General features: G+C 74.7%; 7 protein-coding genes. All 7 read right to left on the bottom strand.

Annotated elements, in window-relative coordinates:
- Positions 1-14: 14 nt before the first annotated feature.
- Entirely contained in the window at positions 15-914 is a 900-nt protein-coding gene (locus M8C11_RS01275) for a UDP-N-acetylglucosamine-transferase (RefSeq protein WP_252447894.1), read from the bottom strand.
- A complete protein-coding gene (locus M8C11_RS01280; RefSeq protein ID WP_252447895.1) occupies positions 911-1,855 on the bottom strand; it encodes a hypothetical protein in 945 nt (314 codons plus the stop codon). Before M8C11_RS01280 ends, M8C11_RS01275 begins: the two co-directional genes overlap by 4 nt.
- 127 nt (positions 1,856-1,982) lie before the next feature.
- Positions 1,983-2,903: a hypothetical protein gene (locus M8C11_RS01285; protein WP_252447896.1), complete on the bottom strand. Its 921-nt coding sequence runs from the start codon at positions 2,901-2,903 to the stop codon at positions 1,983-1,985.
- On the bottom strand, positions 2,900-3,403 hold the full coding sequence (locus M8C11_RS01290; RefSeq protein WP_252447897.1) for a type VII secretion system-associated protein: 504 nt from the start codon (positions 3,401-3,403) through the stop codon (positions 2,900-2,902). The genes M8C11_RS01285 and M8C11_RS01290 overlap by 4 nt, the downstream gene beginning before the upstream one ends.
- Entirely contained in the window at positions 3,403-3,765 is a 363-nt protein-coding gene (locus tag M8C11_RS01295) for a type VII secretion system-associated protein (RefSeq protein WP_252447898.1), read from the bottom strand. Before M8C11_RS01295 ends, M8C11_RS01290 begins: the two co-directional genes overlap by 1 nt.
- Before the next feature lie 63 nt (positions 3,766-3,828).
- Positions 3,829-4,152, bottom strand: coding sequence for a YrhB family protein (locus M8C11_RS01300; RefSeq protein WP_252447899.1), 324 nt, complete (start codon positions 4,150-4,152; stop codon positions 3,829-3,831).
- Positions 4,153-4,229: 77 nt separating this feature from the next.
- On the bottom strand, positions 4,230-24,458 hold the full coding sequence (locus M8C11_RS01305; RefSeq protein ID WP_252448163.1) for a DUF6531 domain-containing protein: 20,229 nt from the start codon (positions 24,456-24,458) through the stop codon (positions 4,230-4,232).
- Positions 24,459-24,460: the final 2 nt, after the last annotated feature.

Raw genomic sequence — 24,460 nt, forward strand, 5'->3', positions numbered from 1 at the left:
CGCGCGGGAGCTGATCAGAGCAGCACGAGTTCCTGGGCCAGCATGTCGGTCCAGGTGCGGCGGGTGAAGTTGCAGCCGGTGTGCGCCACGAACTGCTCCAGGGTGCGTACCGGTCCGATGCCGAGCCGGTCGGTCGGCGGGGTGTGCAGCATGTAGAGCACCCGGCGGCGGCTCAGCTCCTCGTAACGGGCCCAGTCGGACTCGACGTGGTCGCTCCAGTGCCGCGGCCTGTCCTGCCGGATGTAGTAGTGCCAGGCCAGCACCTCGGTGGGGTGGAACAGGTCGTAGCCCCACGTGAAGGCGCGCAGGGCCAGGGTGATCTCCTCGCCGTTGAAGTAGATGCCCGGGTCGTAGGGCACCTCGGCGACGAACGAGCCGGGCGCGAAGAGGAACCCGGCGGCCAGGAACAGCGCCGGCTTGGGCGGTACGCCGGACCCGGCCCCCTCGATGAGACGCTGGCCGAGGACCGGCACGCCGAACGTGGTCCAGTCGCTGACCACGATCTCGGCGGGCGCGCCCGCGCCGGTGAACTCCTGATCGGGCTCGTAGCTCGCCGGGTACGCGGTCAGGACCGGCTTCGCCGCACCCGTCTCCCGCGCCATCCGGATCAGCCGTACGTCCCAGTCCGGCGCGAACCGGGTGTGGCTGTCCACCTGGAGCAGCCAGTCCTCGCCGCGGTAGCGCTGGAACGTCTTGTCCCGGGCCCAGCAGGCGCCGCGGCTGTCACGGGCGTCGTACTCCTGCACGTCCACCTGTGGCAGGTCGCGGATGGCGGAGATGTCCTCGTCGCCGAGGTGCTGCCAGCACACCGCGATCCGGACGTCCTCCGGGCGTGCCGCCTTGGCCAGGCAGTCCAGCACCGTCGGCACCAGTTCCCGGTCCCGGTACGACGCGATCGCCACGAAGATCGTCACGCCTCCGCCTCCGCCTCCGCCTCCGCCGGGACGAGGGCGTACGACTGGAACAGCAACGCCAGCGCGCGGTGCTCGTCGGCGGGATCGGTGACCGGGAGCCGGTCGCCGCGCGACCGGATGTGGGCCAGGAGGTCCGGTTCCGGCGCCAGCCCGTACGTCTGGAGGTAGTAGGGGACCGACTCGGGCCAGAGCCAGCTCCCGTCGGTGCGGTAGGTCATCGGCACGACCAGCCCGCGTCCGGGCTCCACCACGTCGAGCCCACGCGCGGTGGTGGCGAGCACCGGCGCGCCCGCCTCCAGGTACGCCGCCGCCCGTTCGAGGTCGGTGCCGGACAGCCGCTCGCGGTCCGGCGCGAAGCGTGCGCCGTCGTCGTCGACCTCGTCGAAGACGCGGGCGATCCGCGGCGGCCCGGCGTCCCGGTCGGCCCAGAGCAGCGCGCCGGACCGGCGGGCCGCGGCCGAGTAGGGCGGGAGTTTGTCGCCGGGTCGGTACACCTCGACCAGCGGGGCCGAGATCCCGGCCGCGGCGAGCGCGCGCATCACGGCCGCCGCCGTCCCGGCCTGCGGGCCGCTCGTCTCCAGCACGTAGACCGGCGCGGGCGGGATCACCGAGGCGGCCCACTCCGGGGCGATCCGCCATCCGCGCCACAGCGCGACGGCGCCGGGCTGCTGCCGCGCGGCGACGACGGCGACCCGGTCGGTGTCGTCCATCAGGCCCTCGCGGCCGGTCAGGTCCGCCAGCGGCGGCACCCGCCCGCCGAAGACACGCGGATTCGGTACGGCCGACGCGAACGTGAACGCCAGGTCGACCGGTCCGGGCGGCTCGGGGAGGGACACCGTGCCGGTGTCGGCGAGCCGCAGCCGCGCGTCGGCGAGCAGCGCGTCCGGCACCCGGCCACCGAGGTGCAGCAGCGCGGTGTGCAGCTCGTCCTGTTCCGTCATTCCCGGCCTCCTCGCGTCCTCGTCGGCGGGCGTCGGCGCATTCGACCACGGCGGCCGCCGGGAGCACCGCGCAGCGCCGGGGCTCGTGCCCGAAGGACACCGCGACCCGAGGCGTTCGTGCACCCGGTCAGAGCGCGCCCGCGCGTACCAGGGCGGCGAGCGCCCGGTGTACGGCGACCGCGCCGGCCGGCGGCGGCGGGTCGGCCCGGCACCGCCGCAGGTGCCGCAGCAGCCCTTCGTCGGCCAGCGCGCCCTCGTCCAGCAGCCGGTCGGCCAGGGCGGCCGGCCAGACCCAGGCGCCGTCGGTACGCAGGTGCGCGGTCGGCGCGGGCGCGGACCGCAGGTGGGTGACGAACGGCGCGATCTCGTCGTCGTCGACAGGCAGCCGCGCGTCCCCGTCGGCGGCCAGGCGCACCTCGCCGGGCGGCTGCGGGGCCCAGACGAGCGCGGACCGGGACCGGGCCGCCCACTGGTACGCGGGCAGCGGCAGGTCGGGCCGGTACACCTCGACCGGCGCTGCGTGCCCGGCGTCGGCGAGCGCCCGCTGTCCCCGGTCGCTGATGGCGGGCAGTTCGTCGTCGGGCGCCGTCGCCTCGACCAGGTAGACGCGCACCGCGTGCACCGTGTCGTCCGGTCCCCGCGTGATCCGCCAGCAGCGCCACACCCCGGCGGTGCGGGCCGGGTCCAGCACGTCGAGCAGCACCCGGTCGAGACCGTCCACGGTGCCGCCCGCCGTCTCGTCCACCACGAGCGGCGCGGTCGTCGCGTACAGCGGCAGGTCGGTGGGCGGGAACGGGACGAACAGGGCCGCCGGGTCGGCGTCCACGTCCTGGTCGGCCGCCGGTTCGGGCAGCAGCGGCGTCTCCGGGGGCAGCAGCGCGGCCAGCGCCGCGATCTCCGCCGCGGACTGCGGGAACGCGCCGAGCAGCCGTGCCGCGCAGGCGCCGTGGTCGCCGCCGGCGAGCAGCGTACGCAGGACGGCGAGGTCGCCGTCCGGGATCCGGCCCGCGGCGCGCAGGCAGAGCAGGTGCAGCGGGCCCGTGCTCACGGCGTCACCGCCGTCTCGCGCAGGAAGGCGGCGGCCAGGCGGGCCGGCGTGGCGCCGCCGGGGTTGACGAGCGCGTCGCGGTCACCGGCCACGTCGGCCAGTTCCGCCAGGTGCAGCAGCCGCCAGCCGGGGGCGGGGACCGGCTCCCGGTACGGTTCGCCGGTCGCGAGGACCACGCACCGCTCGTCGCCGGGGGCGTGGACGACGAGCGGCCGCCCGTCGCCGTTCACGGCCAGGTGGAGGGTGGACGCGCGCAGCACCGACCGCAGGTGCGCCGGCTGCGCCGCACCGGCCGCGGCCAGGCGCAGCAGCGCGTCGACCGGGTCGGTGGGGGAGTCCGGGAAGTGCGGGCGGTAGTCCGGGTTGTGCCGGAACTCGCCCACCTCGCCGTCCCCGCCGACCTGCCACACCCCGAGGACCGCCTCGAACGGCGGCTCGTCGTCCTCGTCGCCGGCCGGCCATTCCGGGTCGAGCAGGAAGAGGAACTCGTCGTCGCTCATCAGCCGGCGTCCTCGTCCGCGTATCGGAGCGCGTGCCAGACGACCGCGGCGGCCAGCCGTACCGGTTCCGGGCCGCCCGGGTCGACCAGGACGTCGATGCCGTCCGGCAGCAACTCGGCCAGCTCGACCGCCTCGACCCGGCGCCACTGCGGCGCGAAGGTGCGTTCGCGCTCGTCGGCCGAGGTGGCCACGACCACGCACGGCGTGTCGTCGAAGGAGTGGACGACGAGGGGACGGCCGTCGCCGTTCATCGCGAGGTCGAGCGGGGAGGCACGCAGCGCGGCCTGTACCTGCTCGACCGTGGCGTCACCGCGCATCATCCGGCGCAGCAGCACGTCGAGCGGCTCGGCGCTGTGGGTCATGTTTCCTCCAGGTGGCGGCGGCCCGCCGCGACGGTACGGTCACGGCGGGCCGTCCGTCCGGGATCAGGCGAACGGGTCCGGTGCGGCCGGGACCGGCACCGCCGGCAGCCCTTCCCGCGCGGCGTACTCGTTGAGCCAGCGCTCCAGCGGCGGGCCGGACGGCGCCACCCAGGGCTCGGCGCCGTTCTTGGGCACGACCAGCGGGCCGACCGCGAGCGTGTCCATGATGTTGCCGGTCTCGGTGGCCCGGACCGTGTTGAACGGGTACACCCAGCACCACTCGTACTCGGCCGGTGCGTCCGGGGCGAGCAGCGTCAGCGGCTGCGCCGGGTTCTCCAGCCGGCGCAGCGCGGCCTGCGCCCGGGTGCGGGCGTCGTCGGCGTTCATCAGGTGGTCCTTCTCTGTCGATGGTGGTCGGACGGGTGCCCGCCCCGGCCGCCGTGACGGCCGGGGCGGGCGGCGGGTCACCGCCGGGGTACGGGAGCGGTGCCCGGCTCCGGCAGGGAACCGCCGGACGAGGTGGACACCGTGGCGCCGTTCAGCGGCTCGGTGACCACCCGGCCGGCGGCGTCGTGCTCCGGCCGGATCGGCGAGGCGTCACCCTCGGCGGGGACGACCCGCCCCGCCGCGTCGTACGCGAGGCGCGTCACCGACTCGCCGGTGCGCCGCTCCACGAGCCGGCCGAGCAGGTCGTACGTGTAGTGCGTGACCTCGCCGGCCGCGTCGGTGCGCTCGACGAGCTGCCCGGCGGCGTCGTAGACGTACCGCTGGGTGCGGCCGTCGAAGTCGGTCTCGGACACCATCCGGCCGTTCGGGTCGTACGTGTAGCTCCACGTCGCGCCCGCCGGGTTGGTGACACGGACCAGCCGCAGCTCGGTGTCGTACGCGTACTCGGTGCGGTTGCCCTCGTCGTCGATCTCGGCCGTGACCAGGTCGAACGCGCCGTACTCGCGGATCGTCCGGCGGCCGGTGGCGTCGACCCACTCGACCAGGTTGCCCTCGCCGTCGTAGAGGAACTCCTCGACCGAGCCGTCCGGGTTCTCCCGCCAGGCCAGGTCACCCTCCAGCGTCCAGCCGAACTCGGTGAGACCGGTGTCGTCCTGCATGCTGAACAGGCGGCCGAGCGTGTCGTAGACGTACTCCGTCTCGCCCTGCCCGGTGCTCACCGAGGTGATCCGGCGGGCCGCGTCGCGCACGACGGCGGTCGGTCCGACGTGGGTGGTCGTGCCCCGGCCGTCGGCGGCCGGCTGCTCGTACCGGACCACCTCACCGGAGGCGTCCACCTCGGCGACCATCAGCCCGTCCGGGCCGAACTGGCGGTTGCGGGTGCTGCCGTCGAAGTCGGTCCAGGACACCGCGCGACCGAGTTCGTCGTACGTGGTGGTGGACCGGCTGCCGTCCGGCCGGGTGACCGCGGTCAGCCGCCCGAGCGCGTCGTACTCGCTGGACGTGGTGCGGCCCAGCGGGTCGGTCGTGGACCGCAGGCGGTACGCCTCGTCCCAGACGTTGCGCGTGGTCGCGCCGAGCGCGTCGGTCTCCGCGACCACCTGGAAGCGGTCGTTGAGTTCGTACGTGCGCACCGCGCCGAGCGAGTCGGTCACCACCGTGCGGCCCGGCTGGTAGTCGAACCGGTAACGCAGGTAGCCGCCCCTGCCGTCGGTGGCGACGCACCGGCCGGCCCCGTCGTAGGTGTACGTGTACCACTCGCCGTTGCGGTCCTCCCAGCGCACCAGCCGCCCGTCGGCGTACGTGAAGCGCTCGGGGTCGCCCGAGGAGTTCGTCACCTCGATCAGGTTGAGGTCGCCGTCGTAGCCGAACTGCGACGCCACCGTCAGGTCACCGGCCGCGTTGGGCAGGGAGACCATCGTGACCAGCCCGGCGGACGAGGTGAACGCGACGGTGGCCCCGGTGGACGACAGCAGCCGGGTCGGCGTACCCCGGCGGTCGCGGACGATCGTCCAACGGACGCCCCCGTCGGTGACGTCGGTGAGCAGCGACTCGGTGTCCGACGCCGCGGCGAACAGCAGGCTGCGGCCGGACGTCGGGTCGGTCAGCAGCCAGCCGCCGCCCACCAGCCGGCGCAGCGGCAGCGTCCGGCCGGTCTCCGGCTGCGCCACCTCGCCCTCGGCGGGCAGCGGGTACGTGAGCAGCGAACCGTCGGCGGCCAGGTAGCGGACCTGCTCGCCGTCGACGACGATCCGCTGGTCGACCGTGGAGGCCCAGGCCCGGCCGAACGACCGGCCCCACCGGTAGTCGGAGCGGTAGGTCCGCTCCAGCGTGAGCCCCGGCATCACCGCGTCGGTGTGGGTGAGGATCATCCGGCCGGTGGTGACGTCGATCGGGTCACCCACCGTCGGCGTCTGCGCGGTGGTCTTCGCCACCGCCTCCGGCGCCACACCGGCGAACGTCTCGGTGGTCGGCGAGAAGTCCGCCATGTCCACGTCGCTGTCGCCGTCGCGGACCGACGCCATGTCGACGTCGGAGTCACCGTCGCGGACGGAGGCCATGTCGACGTCGGAGTCGCCGTCGCGGACGGAGGCCATGTCGACGTCGGAGTCGCCGTCGCGGACCGAGGTCATGTCCACGTCGGAGTCCGCGTCGCGGACCGACGCCATGTCGACGTCGGAGGACGGGCCGGGCATCGGGTCGCTGGTCCGGATCAGGACGACGGAACCGTCCGGTCCGATCTGCGGCAGCGTGGCCAGACCGGGGACCTGCGAGTCCTCGAACGTCACCCGGCCCTGCGAGTCCTTCGACACGTTCACCACGTGACCGACGGTGCCCGGACCACCGGTGCGGAAGCCGACGATGCCGTTGGTGCCGTTCGGCATGGCGCCGAGCGCGTCCACCAGCCCCTGGAGGGTGCCGACCTCCTCGGTGGTGCGCCCCGGGTACTGCTTCTGGAGGTCGCTCAGCTCCCTCGGCTGCGTCTGCGGCGGGATCTGGGTGATCAACCCGGACTGCTTGTAGCTGTCGACCGCCATCGTGAGCGTGATGCAGTCGTTCTGGTTGCCGCTGTCACGGGACTGGTGGATCTGCCGCAGGTGCCGCCGGTCCGCGTCGTTGAGCGTCTCCAGGTCGACGTCGGTGTTGGCCGTGTCACCGTGCGAGTTGGCGGCCATGATCTGCAACGTCGACCCGTTGCTCAACGTGACGTTCCGCGACAGTGCGTCCCGGAAGGTGTCGAGGATCCGGGCCTGCGCCTGCGGGTCGCCCTGCGCCGCCGCCAGCTGCTCGGCCAGCGGCGTCGTGGTGTCCGCCTGCGTGGCGGCGGAGGCGGTGCCGATACTGACCGGACCGGTCTGCTGCCCCTGGAAGCCGTACTCCTGACGACGGCCCCGGCGGTGGCTGCTGCCGCCGGGACGGCTGCGGTCCCGCGGGCTGCGCGACCTGTCGTTCCGGTCCCGGCTGCCGCTCGGCTCACCGTCGACGGCGTAGGCGTGCGTCGTGGTCCGCTGCCGCCTGCGTTCACCGGTGATCAGCTGATCGGGCCGGGGCCGCTGCGACGGCGGAACGTAGTCCTCCTCGCTGGCGTAACCGCGACGGGCGGGGCCGTACCAGTGACCGACGTTCTCCCAGTAGTGCTGTGCGCGTTCGCTCCTCGCCAGGGAGTGGATCTCCTGGAGCGCGTTCGCCGCCTCGTGACGCTCCTGGGTGTAGCCACGGGCCTGCTCGGCGAACGTGACCACAGCGGCGAACTCCCGCCCGGCGGCGCTGGTGATGGAGTCGATCTGCGTGAACCCCCGCAGGTAGTTCGCGATCTGGCTGGCGGTCCGGCGACCGCCGTCGGACTCCGCGCCGATCCGGTCGCCGAGGCCGGTCCCGTCCGCGTTGTTGTACGGGCGGTTGCCGACCATCGGCTCGTTGAAGTGGCCGTCCCGGTTGCTGCGGGGGCCGGTACGCGGGCGGTGCCCGGTGCTCGCGTACAGGTCGGAACGGATGCTCTGGTAGCTCTGGTACGCCGCCGAGGACGTGTCGGCCAGCGTCGTCTGCGAGGCGAAACCGACAGTGTCGAACCATGCCTGGGCCTGCGCGGTGACCTGCCCGACCGGGGTGTTCAGCGGCGGCGGCGACGGGGTGTCGCGCTCCACGTACTCGTAGGTGACGGTGCCGTCCGCGTTGCGTCTGGGCTCCTGTACCCAGGTCGGCATGCCGTAGAGCGCGCTCGGCGGCGGCGGTGCCGGGTTCGTGGGCAGGCTGCTGGGCGTCTGGTCCGAGGGCGCGGCGAGCGCCGGTTCCACAGTGGCCAGCGGGTGCGGCGTCGCCGGGGCGGGCGTGCAACTGGTCAGGCCCAGCGGGTCGGCGACGGTCAGCGGGTCGCTCACGTACGCGGTCGGGTTCGGCCCGCCGGACAGGCCGAGCGGGTCGGGGCTGACGTACCGGCCGGTGGCCGGGTCGTAGTAGCGGAACCGGTTGTAGTGCAGGCCGGTCTCGGCGTCGACGTACTGGCCGGGGAAGGCGAGCGGCGTCGCGCTGCGGTCCGCGCCGCGTCCCCACAGGTCACCCCGCGACCACCAGCGCAGACCGCCGCCCGGCTCGACCAGGTGGGTCGGGGTGCCGATCGGGTCGGTGACCACCGCGCGGAGGGTGCCGTCGTCGGTCTGCGCGACCGGCACCGGGGCGTCCGGGCGGTAGTCCCACGTGGTCGTGGTGGTGGCGCCGGCGGCGTCGCGGTGCGTCTGCTCCAGCATCAGGTCGCCGGACCAGGCGAAGGACACCTCCTCCAGCACCCGGTCGCCGTCGCCGAGGCGCTGCTTGGCGATGCGCCGGCCGAAACCGTCGTAGCGGTAGCGCCAGCGGTCGCCGCCGGGCGTGACGGCCAGGACCATGCGGTCCTCGGCGTCCCACTCGAAGCGCCACGCGCCCGCGTCGTCGACCCGGCCGGTGAGGCGGCCCTTCGCGTCGTAGGAGAACGTCGCGTCGTCGGAGCGCACCAGCATGGTGCCGGTGAACTCCCAGCGCCCGCCGCCGGCGCCGACCAGGCTGCCGGCCTCGTCGTAGTCGTACCGCTGCGGGACGTCCCCGTCGACGGCCCGGATGCGGCCGGTGTCGTCGGCGGTGAACGCCAGGTCACCGGCGAGCGAGTCGGCGATCGCGGTGACCCGGTCGGCGGCGTCGTAGGTGTAGCGGCGCTCGGCGCCGTCGGCGAGGTGCTGGCCGGTGAGCCGGCCGGCCGCGTCGAAGGTCTGCCGCAGCGCGACCAGGCCGCCGATGGTCCGGCCGATCTCGCGCCCGGCGTCGTCGTGGGTGAAGCCGAGCAGGTGCTCCCCGGCGGTCAGGCTCTCCGGGCGCCCGTCGGCGTCGAACGTCCAGCGGCTCGACCGGCCCGACGGCGTGGTGCGGGTCTCGACCGCGCCGGAGGCGGTGTACGAGGTGCGCACCGTCCGCCCGTTGATCGTCTCGGACACCACCCGGCCGTCCGCGTCGCGGATGAACCGCACCTGCGCGTCCGGGCTGAGCACGGCGGCCACGTGGCCGTCGGCGTCGTACTCGACGCGGGTGACGGCGTCGCCGACCCGGCGTTCGACGACCCGGCCCAGCGCGTCCCAGCGATAGTGGGTGACGTTGCCGGCGGAGTCGGTGTGCGCGACCAGCTGGCCCGCCTCGTCGTGCCGGTAACGCTGGGTACGGCCGTCGAAGTCGGTCTGCCCGCACAGCCGGCCGGCCGCGTCGTACTCGTAGCGCCACGTCCGACCGGCCGGATTCCGCACCGATGTCAGCCGTAGTTCCGTGTCGTACGTGAACTCGGTGCGGTTCCCCGCCTGATCCACCCGTGCCGTGGGCAGATCGAAGGGGCCGTACTCGAAGCTCACCGCCCTTCCTGATGCGTCGATGACGTCCACCAGATTCCCTTCACCGTCGTAGAACCACCGTTGCGTGGAGCCGTCCGGGCGGGCCCGCCACGCGAGATCCCCCTCGGCGGTCCAGCCGTACGTCGTGACCGCGCCGTCCGGGGCCCAGGTCGCCCGGACCCGTCCGAGCGCGTCGAACTCGATGTCGTCCTCGGGCGCGGGCGCGGGCCGGCGCGGCGGGACCGGGCGGGTCGAGCCGTCCGGGAGCGTGAGCGTGCGCGCGTCGTGGTCGAACCGGGTGACGCGACCGAGCTGGTCGGTGCGCGACAGCAGCCGGTGCGCCGCGTCCCACTCCTGCCGGACCGTCGCGCCCAGCGGGTCGACGATCGCGGTGACCCGGTGCTGCTCGTCGAACTCGTACCGGGTCACCTGGCCCAGCGAGTCCGTCACGTGCGTGACGCCGTCGTCGTACCGCAGGGCGTAGCGCAGCCGGTCACCGCCGCCGCCGGCCCGGACGCAGCGGCCCGCCTCGTCGTAGTCGTATCCGAACCACTCGCCGTTGCGGTCCTGCCAGCGCACGAGCCGGCCCGCGTCGTCGTAGCGCAGCCGCGTCTCCTGACCGGAGGAGTTGCGGACCTCGACCAGGCGCCGCCGCTCGTCGTAGCCGAAGGAGGGAAGGTGGACCGTGTCGTCCTCGGCGCGGACGTGCCCGCCGACGACCAGGCCGCCGGCCAGGTGCGGCACCACGACCAGGCCGGACGCGGAGAGCAGGAGTTCGGGTGTGCCGTCGCCGGAGCGTTCGATCCGCCATCCGGTGCGGTCGGTGACCACGTCGGTGAGCCAGGCGTCGCCGTGCGCGCCGGCGGGTGCGAACAGCAGCGACCGGCCCGGTTCGGTGAGCAGCCAGCCGCCGCCGGCCAGCCGGCGCAGCGGCCCGCCGGGGCCGGCGACCGGCAGCGCCTCGTCGCCCTCGGCCGGCATCGGGTACGTGTGGATGGAGCCGTCGGCGGCCAGGAACCGCGCGTACGTGTCGTCGGTGACGACGCGCTGGTCCAGCGTGGAGGCCCAGGTCGGGCCGAAGCAGCGGCCCCACCGGTAGTCGGAGCGGTGGGTCCGTTCCAGGGTGAGCCCGGGGAGCCGGGCGTCGACCTCGGTGTAGAGGACCCGGCCGGTGGTGACGTCGACCGGGTCGCCGACGACCGGCGCCTGCGCGGTGGGCGTGGCCACCTCGGCGGCGGGCACGTCCACCGGCGGTGCCGGGTCCGGTGGCGGGGCGACCTCGGCCTCGTGCGCGCGGTAGGCGTCCCACCAGGCGTTCTCGGCCTCCGTCAGGGCCCGTTCGGCCTCGGCGACGGCCTCCGCGTCCGCGTCCGTCCGGGACGTCAGCCCGTCCAGGCGGGCTGACGCGGCGGACAGCGTCTTCGCCGCGTCGGCGACGGCGAGCGCTGACGTACGCAGACCCGGGGGGAGGTCCCGGCCGGTGACGTCCCGGGCCGCCGCCTCGTCCAGCCGGACGACGAAGCCGCCGGGCACCCGGACCTCGGTGCCGGCCCGGTGCTTGCCGCCGGCGTCGCGGGACCGGGCGACGAAACGGAACTCGACGTCGTACTCGACCGCGGCGGTGAGCTTGTCGTCCGGGTCGGTGCGCCGGGCCGGCTTGCCGGTCGTGGCGGCGGCGACCTTGCCCTCGTCCTTCACCTGCGCGCCCGGGTCGGTCCGGTAGAGCTGCTGCTCGACCAGCGTGGCCGCGTTCACGGCGGCGAAGTCCTGCCGCTCGCCCACCCGGCTCGCGCCGCCCGGATGGCCGACGCCGCCGACGACGAGCGGCCCGGCCGTCTTCAGCGCGAACGAACGGCCGGCGGTCTGCTCGTACTCAGTGTCCGCGCTGCGCTTCGCCGAGCCGCCGATCTTCACCGTGGCGTCCGCGCGCAGGAGCTTCGGACGGGCCACCAGGCGGGCGTCGAGGAACAGGTCGCGGCCCAGCCCGGCCGGCATCGGCAGCGGGAACGCGCCGTTCAGCATCGCCGGCAGCGCCTTGATCCGGCTCACGGTCAGTGTGTCGCGCAGCGCCGCGTCGACGTCCCGGCCGGGTGCGGCGCCGGAGGCGACGAGCGCCTGCCGGGCCGCGTCGTGCAGGCCGGGCAGGTCGACCAGGACGTCCTCGACCGCGAACCGGCCCGGCTCGGGCAGCCGGTCGAACCCGGCCTCCTCGCGCCACAGCCGCCGCCCCTCGTCGGTGGTCTGCTCGGCGGCAACCGGTGTGACCGGGCCGGAGGCGGCCGGTTCCCTGCCCTCGGTCGCCGAGTACGTGGTGACGTCGTGGACCGCGTGGACCGACACGCCGCCCTCGGGCAGCCCTCTGCCCGTGACGGTGACGGTGAGGCGCACCGGACCGCGGTACGTGGGCACCGGACCGGAGACGGTCAGCGACTGCTCGTACGTGCGGCCGGTGCGCTCGGTCGACTTGGTGGCCTGGTTGCCGAGGGCCGCGGTGCCGGTGAGCCCGGCGGCCACGGTTCCGGAGGCCGGGCCGTGCCCGGTGGTGCGGGTGGCGTCGCCGTCGACCCGGTCGGTCTCGGTGCCCTGCGCCCGCCCGGTCAGCGTGACCTGCGCCGCCGTTCGCGAGGTGGTGCGGGTGTGCGCCTCGCCGACCACAGCGCGGTCGGTGACCGACAGTTCGTCGACCAGGTCGATGCCGGTGAAGCTCGGTTCGCCGACCGGCTCGGCGGTGAGCGTGACGTGGTACGTGGCGCCCCGGAACCGCCGTTCCAGCCGTACCGTCTCGCTCCGGCCCCCGTTGAGCGCGTCGGCCAGGTGCAGGTGGGCGGCGCCGAGGAAGCCGGTGCTGCCGAGCCCCCGGATCGGGTCGTTCGGGCCGCGGTCCCGGGTCGACGGCAGGATCGCCTGGGCGAGTTCCTCGCTCGACTCCCGGGCCAGGGCACGCCGCAGGTGCGGGATGCGGTCGGTGAGGTCGATGTGGGTGGTGACACCGCCGATGCCGAGCGACAGTCGCGGTCCGGGCCGGAACTCCGGCTGTGCCGCGTGGGCGGTCGTGCCGGGGCCGGCCGCGTCCTCGTCGCGCCGCTGCTGTGCCTCGCGTACCAGGTCGCGTTCCCGCTGCTGGTGCTCGGCCTGTGTGGCCCGCTCCTGCTCCTGCGCCGCCAGCAGCGCCTGCGTGGCCGTGTCGTGCGTGGCGGTCAGCTCGCCGAGTTCGCGCCGGTGGCGGTATTGAAGTGCGGCGAAGGAGTCGTCGACGAGTTGCCGGGCCGCCGCGTCGACGGCGCGGTCCCGGTGGACCCGGTCGACGTAGGCGCGGGCGTCGCGCTGCTCGGTGTGCTGCCGCCGCAGCAGGTTCCCGCGTTCCGTGGCCTGTTCGCGGGCCATCCGCGCGCGCTGCTCGTCCTGGTCGGCGCGAAGCGTCCCGGCCCGCTCGGCGTGTTCCAGTTGCAGCCGTACGTCGGCGGTGCCGTGCCGACGGGCGCGGTCGCGGTCCTGGAGTTGCTTCAGCTCCGCCGGGGTCATCCGCATGACGACCGCGCCGGGCAGGGTGAGCCGCCGGCCGGCCCGCCGGGCCGGTGCGCCGGGCCAGCGGCCCAGCGGACGCAGGTTGCTGTCGTGCCGGGCCTCGGCGACCACCTCCGCCTCGACGTCCACCCGCACCAGCAGTTCGCGTTCGGCCCGGCCGCCGCCGAGGCGCAGCTTGGACACGCCGGAGACGCTGCGCTCGCTGATCCGCCCCCACGCCCGCCGCCACGGCGTGACGGACAGGATGACGGCGCCCCCGGGCCGGCCGGTGCTGCCACCGTGGTCGGTGACCGGCCCGCTGACCGAGGCGACGCCGGTGCCGGAGACGCTCAGCTCGATCGCGCGCGCGTTCGTGCTCTTGCGGGCGGTGCCGCTGGCGAAGGTCCGCTTGACCCGGGCGAACTCGGCGCCGTCGAGCACCGTCGGGTTGGTGGGCCGCAGCCGTACCCGCACGTCGGCGCGGGCGTCGGCGGCCCGGCGGCCGTGCCACAGGTTGCTCAGTGCCAGCGGGCGGCTGAACAGCTCGGCGTCACCGGTGAGGCGTTCGGGCGACAGCTCGTCGGCGACCACGGTGGAGATCAGGCCGTCCTCGACCGCGTAGACGTCGTCCCGGCCGGCCTCGCGCAGCGTCTCGACTACCGCTTCCTGCAACCGGTCGGCGCCGACGAACGACTCCACCCGGCGTCCGTCGAGATCGTGCGGCCCGCCGGTCATCCGGCTCAGCGGAGGCGGGTACGCCATGGTCTCCACGTCGCGGGGGACCGGGCCGGGCTCCGCAGCGGAGCGCTGCCGGGACACGCGCGGCTCCGGGACCAGCATGCGCACGTCGAGGCGGTGCGTGCGGGGACGCTGCTCGGACGTGGCGACGACGGTGGGCACGTCCCGGCCGTACGTCCCGAGGGACAGCTGCCGCCCGGCCTGGTTGACCCGGACGGTGGACCGGGTGCTGACGGTGAGGTCGAGGGTGGCGGCGAACTCGCGCAGCCGTACCCCGGTGGGCTTGCCGTCGTCGTCGAGCGCCGGCCCGTGGTCGCTCTCGGTGGACTGCCCACCGGTGACGGCGCTCTCGTCGGTGGTGCCCCAGGTGAGCGCGGCGCGCGGGCCGCCGAGCAGCGTCGAGGCGGCCTGGCCGAGCGGGCCGAGGATGCGGGGCTCCAGGCTCAGCTCGGCCGACCGGCTGTCGTCGCGGGCGCTGGTCACCGTGGACCTGGCGGTCCGCTTGGCGGCGGTGCCGATCTTGTCGTGGTCGAGCAGGTCGCCGTCGGACACGTCGCCGAGGCTGCCCCGGATGGTCACCACAGTGACGTGGTCGTGGAACGTGCCGGTGCGGATCAGCGGGATCTTCAGCCCGGGGCCGACGATCCGGTCCGCCAGGTGGCGCAGCTGGTCGGGGGAGAGCTGCGTCCGCAGGTCGGTGGACCGGGTCAGCGCCGCCTGGAGTTCGGGGGTCAGCCCGTCGGCGAGCTGCTCGTCGCCGAAGTGCCGCAGCATCTCGTCGCGGGTGGCCAGGCGGAACCGCTCGTGACCGGGTACCGACCGCACCGCGTCGGCGACCGTCTCGTACAGGCTGCGGTCGCCGACCCGGGTCAGGTACGTGCCGCCGAACGACTCGCCCTGCTCGACGCGTGCCGGTGCGAAGTGGGTCCGGTCGGCGCCGCGCCGTCCGCGCCACTCCCGGCCGTCCGGGTCGAGGGCGGTGCCGGGCAGCCGGTCGCCGGTCGTCCACTGGAGCGCGTCGACGGAACCGGACAGCATCCGCGGCGCGCGGCCCAGGACGCGCACCTGGACGCCGTACTCGACGCGGTAGCGGACGCCGGGCGCGGTGCCCGTCACCGTCTGCTTGCCGCCGGTCCGCTCGGCGATCGTCTGGGTGGCGCCACGCTCCCGGCCGCCGCCGACGCGCGGCCCGACGACCAGGCTCAGCGGCGCGGCGTCCACTCCGGCGCCGGCGAGGCCCCACAGACCCCACGGCCGCTTGGTGGCGGCGGCGCTCGTGCCCTCGCCGCCGAACGCGGACGTGTCGACGTGGGTGAGCCCGTCGACCCGCTCCACCTCCTCGACCTGCCGGGCGACCAGGCGGACCTCGACCTGCCGGGCCCGGCCCGGGAAGAAGCGCCGCCAGCCGGTGCGCGCGGCGCGCGGCAGCGAACCCGACCGCACCCAGCCGTCGTGGACGTTCGCCGGGTCGGTGACCACCATCGCCGGCAGGCTGCCGGAGAACGTCGCGTCGCTGAGCAGCTTCTGCATCACCGGGCGGCCGGGCGCGCCGATCCGGACGAGGTCGGCCATGCCGTCCTCGGCGAGGATCGCCTCCACCTGGTCGAAGAACGTTGCGCCCGGATCGGCCGGCCGGCTCCGGACACTCTCCACTCCGAACCGGGCCGGCACCGGCGCGTCGAGCGCACGGTCCGCGGCGGCCGGCGCGGTCGCGTCTGCCGTCCGCAACCCCGTGTGTACGGCGAGAGCGACGCTCCCCGAGGTCTCGACCGGTGCGGCGGCGGGACGGCCGGGCCGCACGAGCCGGGCCACGAACCGGATCGGCACCGTCACCTCGGTCAGTCCGGTGACCTTGACGGTGGTGGTGGACGTGTACGTGTCCTTGTGGGCGGCGGAGTACTCCACGGTGGGCGTCGTCGGCACCGAGCCGCCGACCCCGATGACGACACCGGGCATCGCGGTGACAGTCGCCTTCGGCTCGACGTGCCGGTCCCGGTTGTGGCGCAGCGTGTGGGTGAGGTTCTCCCGGGTCTTGGCGGTGACCTTGCGCGGGTCGTCGTGGGCCCGGTCCACTGTGAGCGCGTCCCAGTCGAGGACGGCGGTGACCCGCAGCTCGGCGGGGCGCCCGCCGATCGTGACCGGATACGGGCGGCCCTCGCCGAGGAACTGGTCCACGTCGTCGCGGCTGTCCGCCTCCACCGCGGCGACCACGTCGTCGGACAGGCCGGGGTCGAGGGTCCGCAGCGCCGTGCCGAGTGCCGCGTTCTCGGTCGCACGCAACTGTTCGGCGAGGCCGAGGGTGCGGCTCTCCCGCAGGTACGACGGCAGGCTCCGGCGTACCGCGTCGGGCGACGGAAGCGCCGGGGCGGTCTCGGTGGCCGACGACGTCCCGCCCGCGGTGTCCTCTCCGGCGGTGATCTCTTCCGCTGCGGTCTCTTCCGCAGTGGTCTCTTCCGAGGTGGTGGTGGTGTCGTCGGCGGTCGACCGGGTGGCGGGGTCGTCGGCCGGCGCGGACGTGACCAGAGCGTCGTCGCTGTCGTCGCTTCTGTCGCCGTCGCCGTCGTGGTCGCCGAAGCCGCCGTAGCCGTCGTCGTCGCCGAACAGGTCGAAGCCGCCGGAATCGCTGTCGCCGTCGCTGTCGGTGTCGCTCGCCGGGGTCGACGGCGGTGGCACATGGCGTGCGTAGGTGACGTGACCCGACGGGTCGATCGTGCGGAGCAGCTCCAGCCGGGCACGCGGCCTGGCGCCGACCACCGGGTGGTCGCGCGGCGGCCCGGCCGGGTCGTCGTACACGATCAGGTGCACCTGGGTGCCGCGGGCGGCGGCGAACTCGACCACGTCGTGCGCGTTGGCGATGCGTCGCCGCTCGGCGTCGTCGATCGGCGTGTCGCGGCGCTGCGGCCCGGGGTCGGGGGCGAGCACGGCGCGGACGAAATGGCCGTTGTCGTACGGGTTGCGCTGCCGCATCGCCGCGGCCTCGTCGAGACTCATCGCGTCCCGGCCGGCGCGCAGCGTGCGCATCCGCAGGTCGTCCGCGTCGTCGCCGGGCATCTCGGCGGCGATCGTGTCGTAGAGGGAACCCGGCTGCCGGCCGAGCCCGCCGCGGTCGGCGACGGCGGTCGCGGCGGCGAACTCCTGCTGGACGGTGCCGGCGTCGTCGGACGTCGCCAGCAGGTGCGCGGCGACGAGGCGCTGGCTGTTCGGCAGGCCCACGGTCCGCGCCGGCCGCGCCGGGTCCAGGTCGGGGTCGACAGCGGGCGGGACGTCCGGTGCCGGGGCGGCGCCCGGCGCCGGCAGCGAGACGGCGGTGAGGTACCGGTTGTGCGGTTGCGCGCCGAGCTGCCGGAGCTGCTGCGGCGTGAGCGTCTGCTGCCACGTCTGCGAGCCGGGTGCGACCTCGGTGGGCGCGGCGAACGGCTTCGGGGCGGCGACGGCCGGCTTGCGCAGGTCGGCCCGGTACTCCTTGAAGCCGGTGCCCTCGGTGTGGAACAGCTGCCGGTTGGCGTTCGTCGGTACGGCGTGCGACTGCGGCAGGAAGTTGCCGACGGCGAACTCGGCCGCGAGCCGGGACAGGTCGGTGGGTGTGGCGGCGCCCACGAAGTCCGTCATGAAGGCCATGTCGCGGTCGGGATGCCTGTTGTTCTGCGACTCGACCTGGACGTCGACGGAGAGGACGTCAGCGGGCAGGTCCGCCGGCGTCGCCGCGCCGTGGGCGACGGCCAGCTCCGCGCCGTACGCCTGGTGCAGGCTCTCGGCCAGCAGGAGGAACTCCGCGCCCGCGTCACCGAACCGGACCTCGGGCCGGCCGAGGGTGAGCAGGCCGTCGACGAACAGGTTCGGCTCCGGCGAGTACGGGAGCATCGGGTGGACGGTGGCCTGCCGGTCCCGGGACCGCATGTCCTCGTCCACGGCTGTGGTGAAGTCCCGGACGAAGGCGTCCCGGCCCGCCTGCGTGTCGAGCTTGGCGAGGCCGTTGCGCACGGCGGCCAGCTTCTGTTCCTCGGTCGTGCGATCGTCGCCCGGGGCGAGGTCGTCGATCCTCGCCCGGTGGTCGCGCGCGCGTCGTTCCAGCCGCTCCCGGGTACGCCGGATCAGCTCCTCGGTGTCACCGACGCGGTAACCGCCGGAGATCATCAGAGGCCGGGCCGGTGGCTCGCCCTGCCGTCCGGTCGCGTCCGGGTCGAAGCGGGTCTCGCGGTCGACGCGGTCGAAGACGTGGGTGCCGTCGGCCGTCGTACGGGCGCCCAGGTCGAAGTCCTGGATCGACACGTACGGGTAGCGCCGGGCCCCGCCGTCCGGGCCGCCCTGCGCGAGGCCCTGGATCGCGGCCACCGTGTCCGGGTCGCGGAGCACCTGGTTGCGGGTGCGGCCGTACGGGAACTTGCCGTTCTTCGTGCCGACGGCGTAGCCGTTCACCGCCACCGGCACGTCGAGGCTCTCCACGAGCCGGGCCGCCCGGGCGACCGCCTCCCGGAAGGCGAGGTCGGGCACCTCGGCGGTGGTGTTGACGCCGAAGACGAACACGACTGTGGTGCCCGGGTCCAGGCCCTCGGTGACGGCGCGGACCACCTCGGGGATCTGGTCGACGTCGTCGGCGGGCAGCATCGAGTTGACGACGAACCCGATCGGTGCGCCCTCGTCCCTGAGGTCGGCCGTCTCCTGCCGGTAGTTGCCCGGGCCGACCTCGCGGGTGTGCCGGGTCAGCTCGTCGAACCGCGCGTTGCGGCCGCCGGCCACCCGTACCGGCTCGAACCGGACCGGCACCGTGCGGGGCGGCAGTCCGCCGCGGTCGGGCGAGAGCACGTCGGACCGCTGACCGGCGATCCGGTTCACGTTGCGCGCCAGCAGCCGCGGGTCCTGGCCCGGCGTGGTGGTCGCCATCAGCGAGTTGTCGCCCTTGACGAACGTGCCGTCCAGGGCGCGGTCCGCCACCGGGTACTCGTCGCGCAGGCCGAGGAAGTGCCCGATCTCGTGCGCGAGATCCAGGTCGGAGGAGTGCGTCGACCAGCTGGTCTGGGTGGTCGGCGACCGGGTGCCGTGCAGCGCGACGGTGGCGTGCGCGTCGCTGGGCCGGGTCGTGAACTCCACAGTGACGTTCAGCTGATCGGCGCCGATCCGGAAGCCCTGGTTGTAGACCCGGTCGACCGCGTCGCGTACCCGGGTCTCGACGTCCGGCCGCGCGGCCGCCGCCGCTTCGTCCCGGGCGTCGAGGAAGACCTTCACCGTGAAGTCCTGCACCCTGCGGCCGTCGAGGTCCAGCACCCGATGGTCGTACGCGATCCGGTTGTCGACCGCGTCGAGGCGCGGGCGGGGCCGGTCGCCCGCCGGAAGGGGCATGCCGGCCTGCTCGTACGAGCGCGCGACCACGTCGGGCACGCGGGTGTCGGGATGGGGCCCACGGTCGATGACGTCGTACGCGCTGGTGTTCGCGACCCGCCGTGGCGCGGTGTCGTGCTGCGCGGCGCGCGCCCGGTCGATCTCGTCGCGGGTCTTGGGCGCGGCGAGCCGGGGCGGCGGGACTCCCGGGACGCGCAAGGTGTTGTCGACCGGCGGAGCGCCCGGCGCGGTGTCGGTGCGGGGGCGCGCGTCCGGGTCCAGCGGCAGGCCGGTGACCGTGGCGAGGGCCTGGTCGACCTGGTCGGAGCCGGTCCGGCCGAGCGCGTCCCGCCACCCGTCGAAGTACGTCCGCACGCCGCCGTCGTCGTCCTGGACGAAGCCCCGCACCGTGGCGGGGTCGCCGCCGCTGCGCAGGTACTCCGACGCGTTCACGAGCAGGTCGTGGCCACTTCGGGCGGAGTCGTCCCGGACCGGTGCGGGCTCGTGTTCCCACGGCCGGGTGTCACCCGCGGCCCCGGTCACGGAGAGCGTGGGCTTGCCCGCCGCGAGGGACTCCTGCCAGGTGTTCGCACCCTCGGTGACCACGAGCGTGGCGCGGTCCTGGAGCCCGGCCATCTGTTCCGGTGTGACGCGGGGCAGCGCGGCGACGTGGACGTCGGCGTTGCTCGTGGTGAAGCCGCGCTCGCCGTTGCCGAGGACCAGGACGACAGTCGGCCGGTCGGGGCGGGCGGCGGCGGCCAGCCGGTCGACGACCGCCTGGTGCGGGGGAGTGTCGGGCGTGTCGCCGTAGTAGACGAGCACCACGTCGGTGGCGTCGTCGTCGACCAGGGCCGCGAGGTCGTCGGCCCCGGGAATGCCGGTGGTGGTGATGACGTCCCGGGCGGGCGGCGGATCGGCGGGCGGCGGGCGGCGGTAGGCCGGCACCCCGGTCGAGGCCCGGTCGAGATCAGTGATCGTCCCGTCCGCGCTGCGGACCTGCCGGGGGAACTGGTCCCACAGGAACGGCTGGAGCGTGACGACGTCGTGGTCCCTGCCACCGGCGGCGTCGCGCAGCGGACCGGCCCACGCCTGCTGGAACCACTCCTGCTTCTGCTCCGCGGTCCGCTCCGAGCCGTCGTCGTTCTTCGGTACGTCGACGGCCGGCAGCACGGTCAGCACGTCGCCCTCGGGGAGCGGCCTGCTGCCGACCTCGTCCAGGCGCAGGCTCTGGGTGTGGTTCTGCTCGCGGACCTTCTTGTCCCGGAACTCCTGCTGCCGCGCCACCTGCCACGCCTTGGCCCGTGGCGCGCCGGGCCAGTTCGTCGTCTTCCAGGCCTCCTCGCGCGTGCCGGGCGGCCCCTGCGGGCGCATGACGACGTCCATCCCGCCGCGGTGGCCGGTCCACTCCCGATGGAACAGGTCGTACGAGCCCGCCGGCGTCTCGAACTCCTGCTGCCGGCCGAGTTGCGCGGCGTAGTAGGGCGTCTTGTTGCCGGGATAGGTGAGCACGACCGTGCCCCGGTAGCCGGTGGCGGCCAGCCCGTCGAGCATCGCGATCGTCGCTGCCTGGTGGCCCAGGCCGGGCGATCCCTGGTCCACGACGTGCACGACGTCGTACTTCTCGTTCAGCTTCTGGCCGACGGGGGTCGGCACGGGCCGCGGCGCACGGCTGCGCAGCGTGGCGGGTGAGAGGTCCGTCGGGGTCAGGTCGACGGCCTGGGTCGTGGGACCGGCCGGCGGCGGTGGCGGCACGCCGGGTGGTGGCCGCATGCCCGGCGGTGGTGGCGGTGGGAGCATGCCCGGCACGCCGGGTGGTGGCGGCGGTGGTGGCATGCCCGGCATGCCGGGCGGTGGTGGCGGTGGCGGGGCCGGGGCGCGGGACGGAATCTGCGGGTTCGGACGCGGGTCCGGCGTCTGGTCGTGCGGCGTCTGCGGAACCGGAAGGTCGCGCACCGGGCCGGCGGTCAGCGCGGCGTCGTGGATCGTCGCCAGGTCCACAGCGGTGAGATAGCCGGTCGGCCCGGTCGAGGTCGCGGCCTGCTCCGGCGACGCCGGCAGGGTGTCGACGTCGAGGCCCATCACCCCCGGGCGGCCGACGGTGGTGAACAGGTGCTCGGGGGCCTGGTGACCCTCCTTGGCCCCCAGGTAGTGCATCACCTCGTGCACCATCACGGGCAGGCGGTCGCCGGTGTTCCACCGGTGCTGGTCGGTGCCGACCCCGGTCTCCGAGGTCACCTCGACCGGCGGGTTGCGTCGTGGGTCGGCCTGCCAGCCACGGGTCATGCCGTCGCGCCACGGCGGCGTGTCGACGACCAGGTCGATGTGCAGCAGGCGGCCGTCGGGCAGCGTGTACCGGCTGTTGACCATCTCGTCGACGGTGCGTTGCACCGCGTCGGCGAAGTCCCGTAGCTCCTGGGGAGACATCCGGTCGTTCTTGGAGACCAGATCCAGGTGTACGTCGAACGACCGGTAGTCCCGGCCGTCGGCGGTGAACTCCCGGGTGGTGAAGTCGATCGTCGTGATCTCGCCGCGCAGCAGGTGTGTGCCGGGGACGACGGTGTCCTTCCAGGGCACGTACCGTTCGGTGCGCAGCCGTTTCGGCTCCGCGCTCGCCTTGGCCTGCCGGAACTGCGGGCTCGGCCCGGCCCCGGTGGGCGCGGGGAGGTCCGCGACGGCGAGCGGCGCGGGAATGCCCTGCGGCCCGTCCGGCGCCGGACCGGCCGTGTCGTGCTGCCCTGTCGCCGTCGGGCCGTCCGGCGTCGGCGCGGTGTCCACGGCACCCGTCGGTCCGGCGCCGGTCCGGTCCGTCCCCGTGCCTCGGCCGTCGGCTTCCACCGGGACGCCCGACGGGACGTCGACCGTCGTGGTGTCGACGGCCGTGGAGGTGAGCGGGCCGGGCGCCGCGACCGCCGGTTCCGGTGCGGGCGTCGCGCCGGCACCGGGATCGGCCGCCGGGGAGGCGACCACGGCCGGACCGTCGACCGAGATGCCCTCCACGGGTGCCAGTGGTGGGGGCGCCTCCACGGTGCTGACGACGTCACGCGGGGGAGCGGTCGGCTCGCCGGTGCTTGTCGGGGTCGACGGCGACGTGCCGGTGGTCGATGTGCTCGGGGTCGACGTGCCGGTGCTCGGCGTGCTGGTCGGTGAACTCGTGGACGGCGGGCTCGTGGACGTCGTGCCGGTGCTCGCCGTGCCGGTGCTCGCCGTGCCGGTGGACGGTGTGCTCGTGCTCGCCGTGCCGGTGGCCGGTGCGGTGGTCGTCGGTGCGGCCGGACCGGGCATGACGGTGGCCGGAGTGCCGGCGCTCGGTGCGGCGGCGCCCGGCGTGAGGGTGGACGACGGTGCCGGGTCGCCGGTCGTCGTGGCCGTGCCGGCCGGCTGGCTGGGCGGCGACGCCGGGACAGCCGCCGGGCCGGGGGTGGCGGCGGTCGACGTCACGGGCGCCGGTGTGTCGAGACCGGTCGGCCCGCTGCTCGGCGTCGGAGCATCGAAACCGGGAAGGCCGCCGCCGTACCCCGCCGTGACCTCCACGACGCCGGCCGGGGCGCCGATCGTGGGCGTACCGGTGCCGCTGCCCGCCGGGGTGCCGTTCGGCGTGCCCGTCGAGTCGGCGCGCGGGGTGGTGACCTCGCCGCCTGCGACCGGGCCCGACCCCGGGGCCGGACCGCCGACCCCACGCGGGTCGCCGTCGGCGCCCTGACCGGCGGTGCCGTGCCCGCTCGGGCTCTGACTTCCGGCGTCGTTCGGGCTCGTGCTGCCGTTCGGGCTCGTGTTGCCGGTCTGGGCCCCGTCCTGTGAGCCGTCGCGGACCTGACCTCCGCCGGTCTGGCCATCAGCGGTGGGACTGCTCGACGATGGGCCATCAGCCGTCTGACCGCCCGCCGTTTGCCCGCCTGCGGTTTGGTCACCCGCGGGTTGCCCGCCCTCGGTTTGGCTGCCCGGGGTCTGCCCGCCCGGGGTCTGCCCGCCCGGGGTCTGCCCGCCCGGGGTCTGCCCGCCCGGGGTCTGCCCGCCCGGGGTCTGCCCGCCCGGGGTCTGCCCGCCCGGGGTCTGCCCGCCCGGGGTCTGACCGCCCGGGGTCTGACCGCCCGGGGTCTGACCGCCCGGGGTCTGACCGCCCGGGGTCTGGCCCCCGGAGGGCTGGGCGCCCGGAGCGGCGCTGCCCTGGCCGGTGCCCTGGCTGCCGGGGCCCTGGTCCCCCGAGCCCTGCTGCGCCGGCCCCTGACTCCCGGCATCGCCCTGCCCGGGCCCCTGACCGGCACCGCCACCCCCGGCGACCGGCCCGCCCGAGGGCTGCGGACCCGGACCGCCGCCCTGACTGCCCGGGCCGCCGCCCTGACTGCCCGGGCCGGCGGCGGAGCCGACGGGCGGGGGAACGGGTGGTCCGTCCACGGCCGTGGGCGGAGGCGTGGGCGCGGTGGTCGTGAGGTTGTTCGTCTCGATCGTCGGCGGTGGTGCTCCGGCAGCGGCGCCCGGGCCGTAGCTCTGGCCGACCACTGTGGCGTAGTGGTGGGCCATCCCGCCGATCATCGACGAGCTCATGGTGGCCCACGGGTTGAAGCCGCCGCCGCCGACCATCATGGTGAACAGGCCCTCGAACAGCGTCTCGGCGAGCGCCGACAGCCCTTCCCGCGACAGGACGTTGTTGTTGATCTTCGGGAAGAACTTGCCGCCGATCATCTGTACGCCGCTGACGCCCGCGCCGATGAAGGCGCCACCGGCGAACGCCATCGCCAGATCCTTGTAGTCGAGGGACTTGCGGTTGCCCTCGATGATCTGCGTGACCTGGGCGGCGGCGCTCTGCCAGAGTTCCTCCAGGCCCTCCTGGAACGCCTCCCAGGCCAGCCGCATCAGCATGTTCCGCAGCCGCTGGCGGAACAGGCTGATCAACGCTCCGACGATCTCCTGACCGATCTTGATCAGGGCGGGCACCGCCGCCGCGCCGAAGCCCGAGGCCAGCGCGATGGCGATCTCCACCACCTGGGTGAAGGCCGCGATGACGATGTTGTACTGGGTGTTCTCCGAGTCCAGCGCGAAGTTGTAGGCCGAGCCGCCCAGCGCCAGCGCGATGTTGCCGCCGGCCGGCACGTTCTTGGTGATCCCGACCTGGTACTGCTGGAACGCGTCCATCGCCGGGCCGGACAGGCTCCCGGCCAGCCCGTAGCCGAGGTTGGCGGTGGCGCCCATCCCGTTGAGGATGGTGCTGCTGAGCGCGTACAGCTCGTCGCCCATGGCCCGCAGGGCGGTGGGGTCGGCCTTCGGGTACTCCTCGCCGACGGCGACGAGGATCAGGTCGTACGCCCACTGCCACTGCGGGTCGTTGGGGATGTGGAAGTCGGGCATGT

This window comes from Micromonospora sp. CPM1, from assembly GCF_023896895.1.
Taxonomy (GTDB): Bacteria; Actinomycetota; Actinomycetes; order Mycobacteriales; family Micromonosporaceae; genus Micromonospora; species Micromonospora tulbaghiae.

Excerpts from the sequence above, each read along its gene's own strand:
- M8C11_RS01295 (WP_252447898.1), bottom strand. The coding sequence starts at position 3,765 with ATGACCCACAGCGCCGAGCCGCTCGACGTGCTGCTGCGCCGGATGATG.
- M8C11_RS01280 (WP_252447895.1), bottom strand. The coding sequence starts at position 1,855 with ATGACGGAACAGGACGAGCTGCACACCGCGCTGCTGCACCTCGGTGGC.
- M8C11_RS01290 (WP_252447897.1), bottom strand. The coding sequence starts at position 3,403 with ATGAGCGACGACGAGTTCCTCTTCCTGCTCGACCCGGAATGGCCGGCC.
- M8C11_RS01300 (WP_252447899.1), bottom strand. The coding sequence starts at position 4,152 with ATGAACGCCGACGACGCCCGCACCCGGGCGCAGGCCGCGCTGCGCCGG.
- M8C11_RS01305 (WP_252448163.1), bottom strand. The coding sequence starts at position 24,458 with ATGCCCGACTTCCACATCCCCAACGACCCGCAGTGGCAGTGGGCGTAC.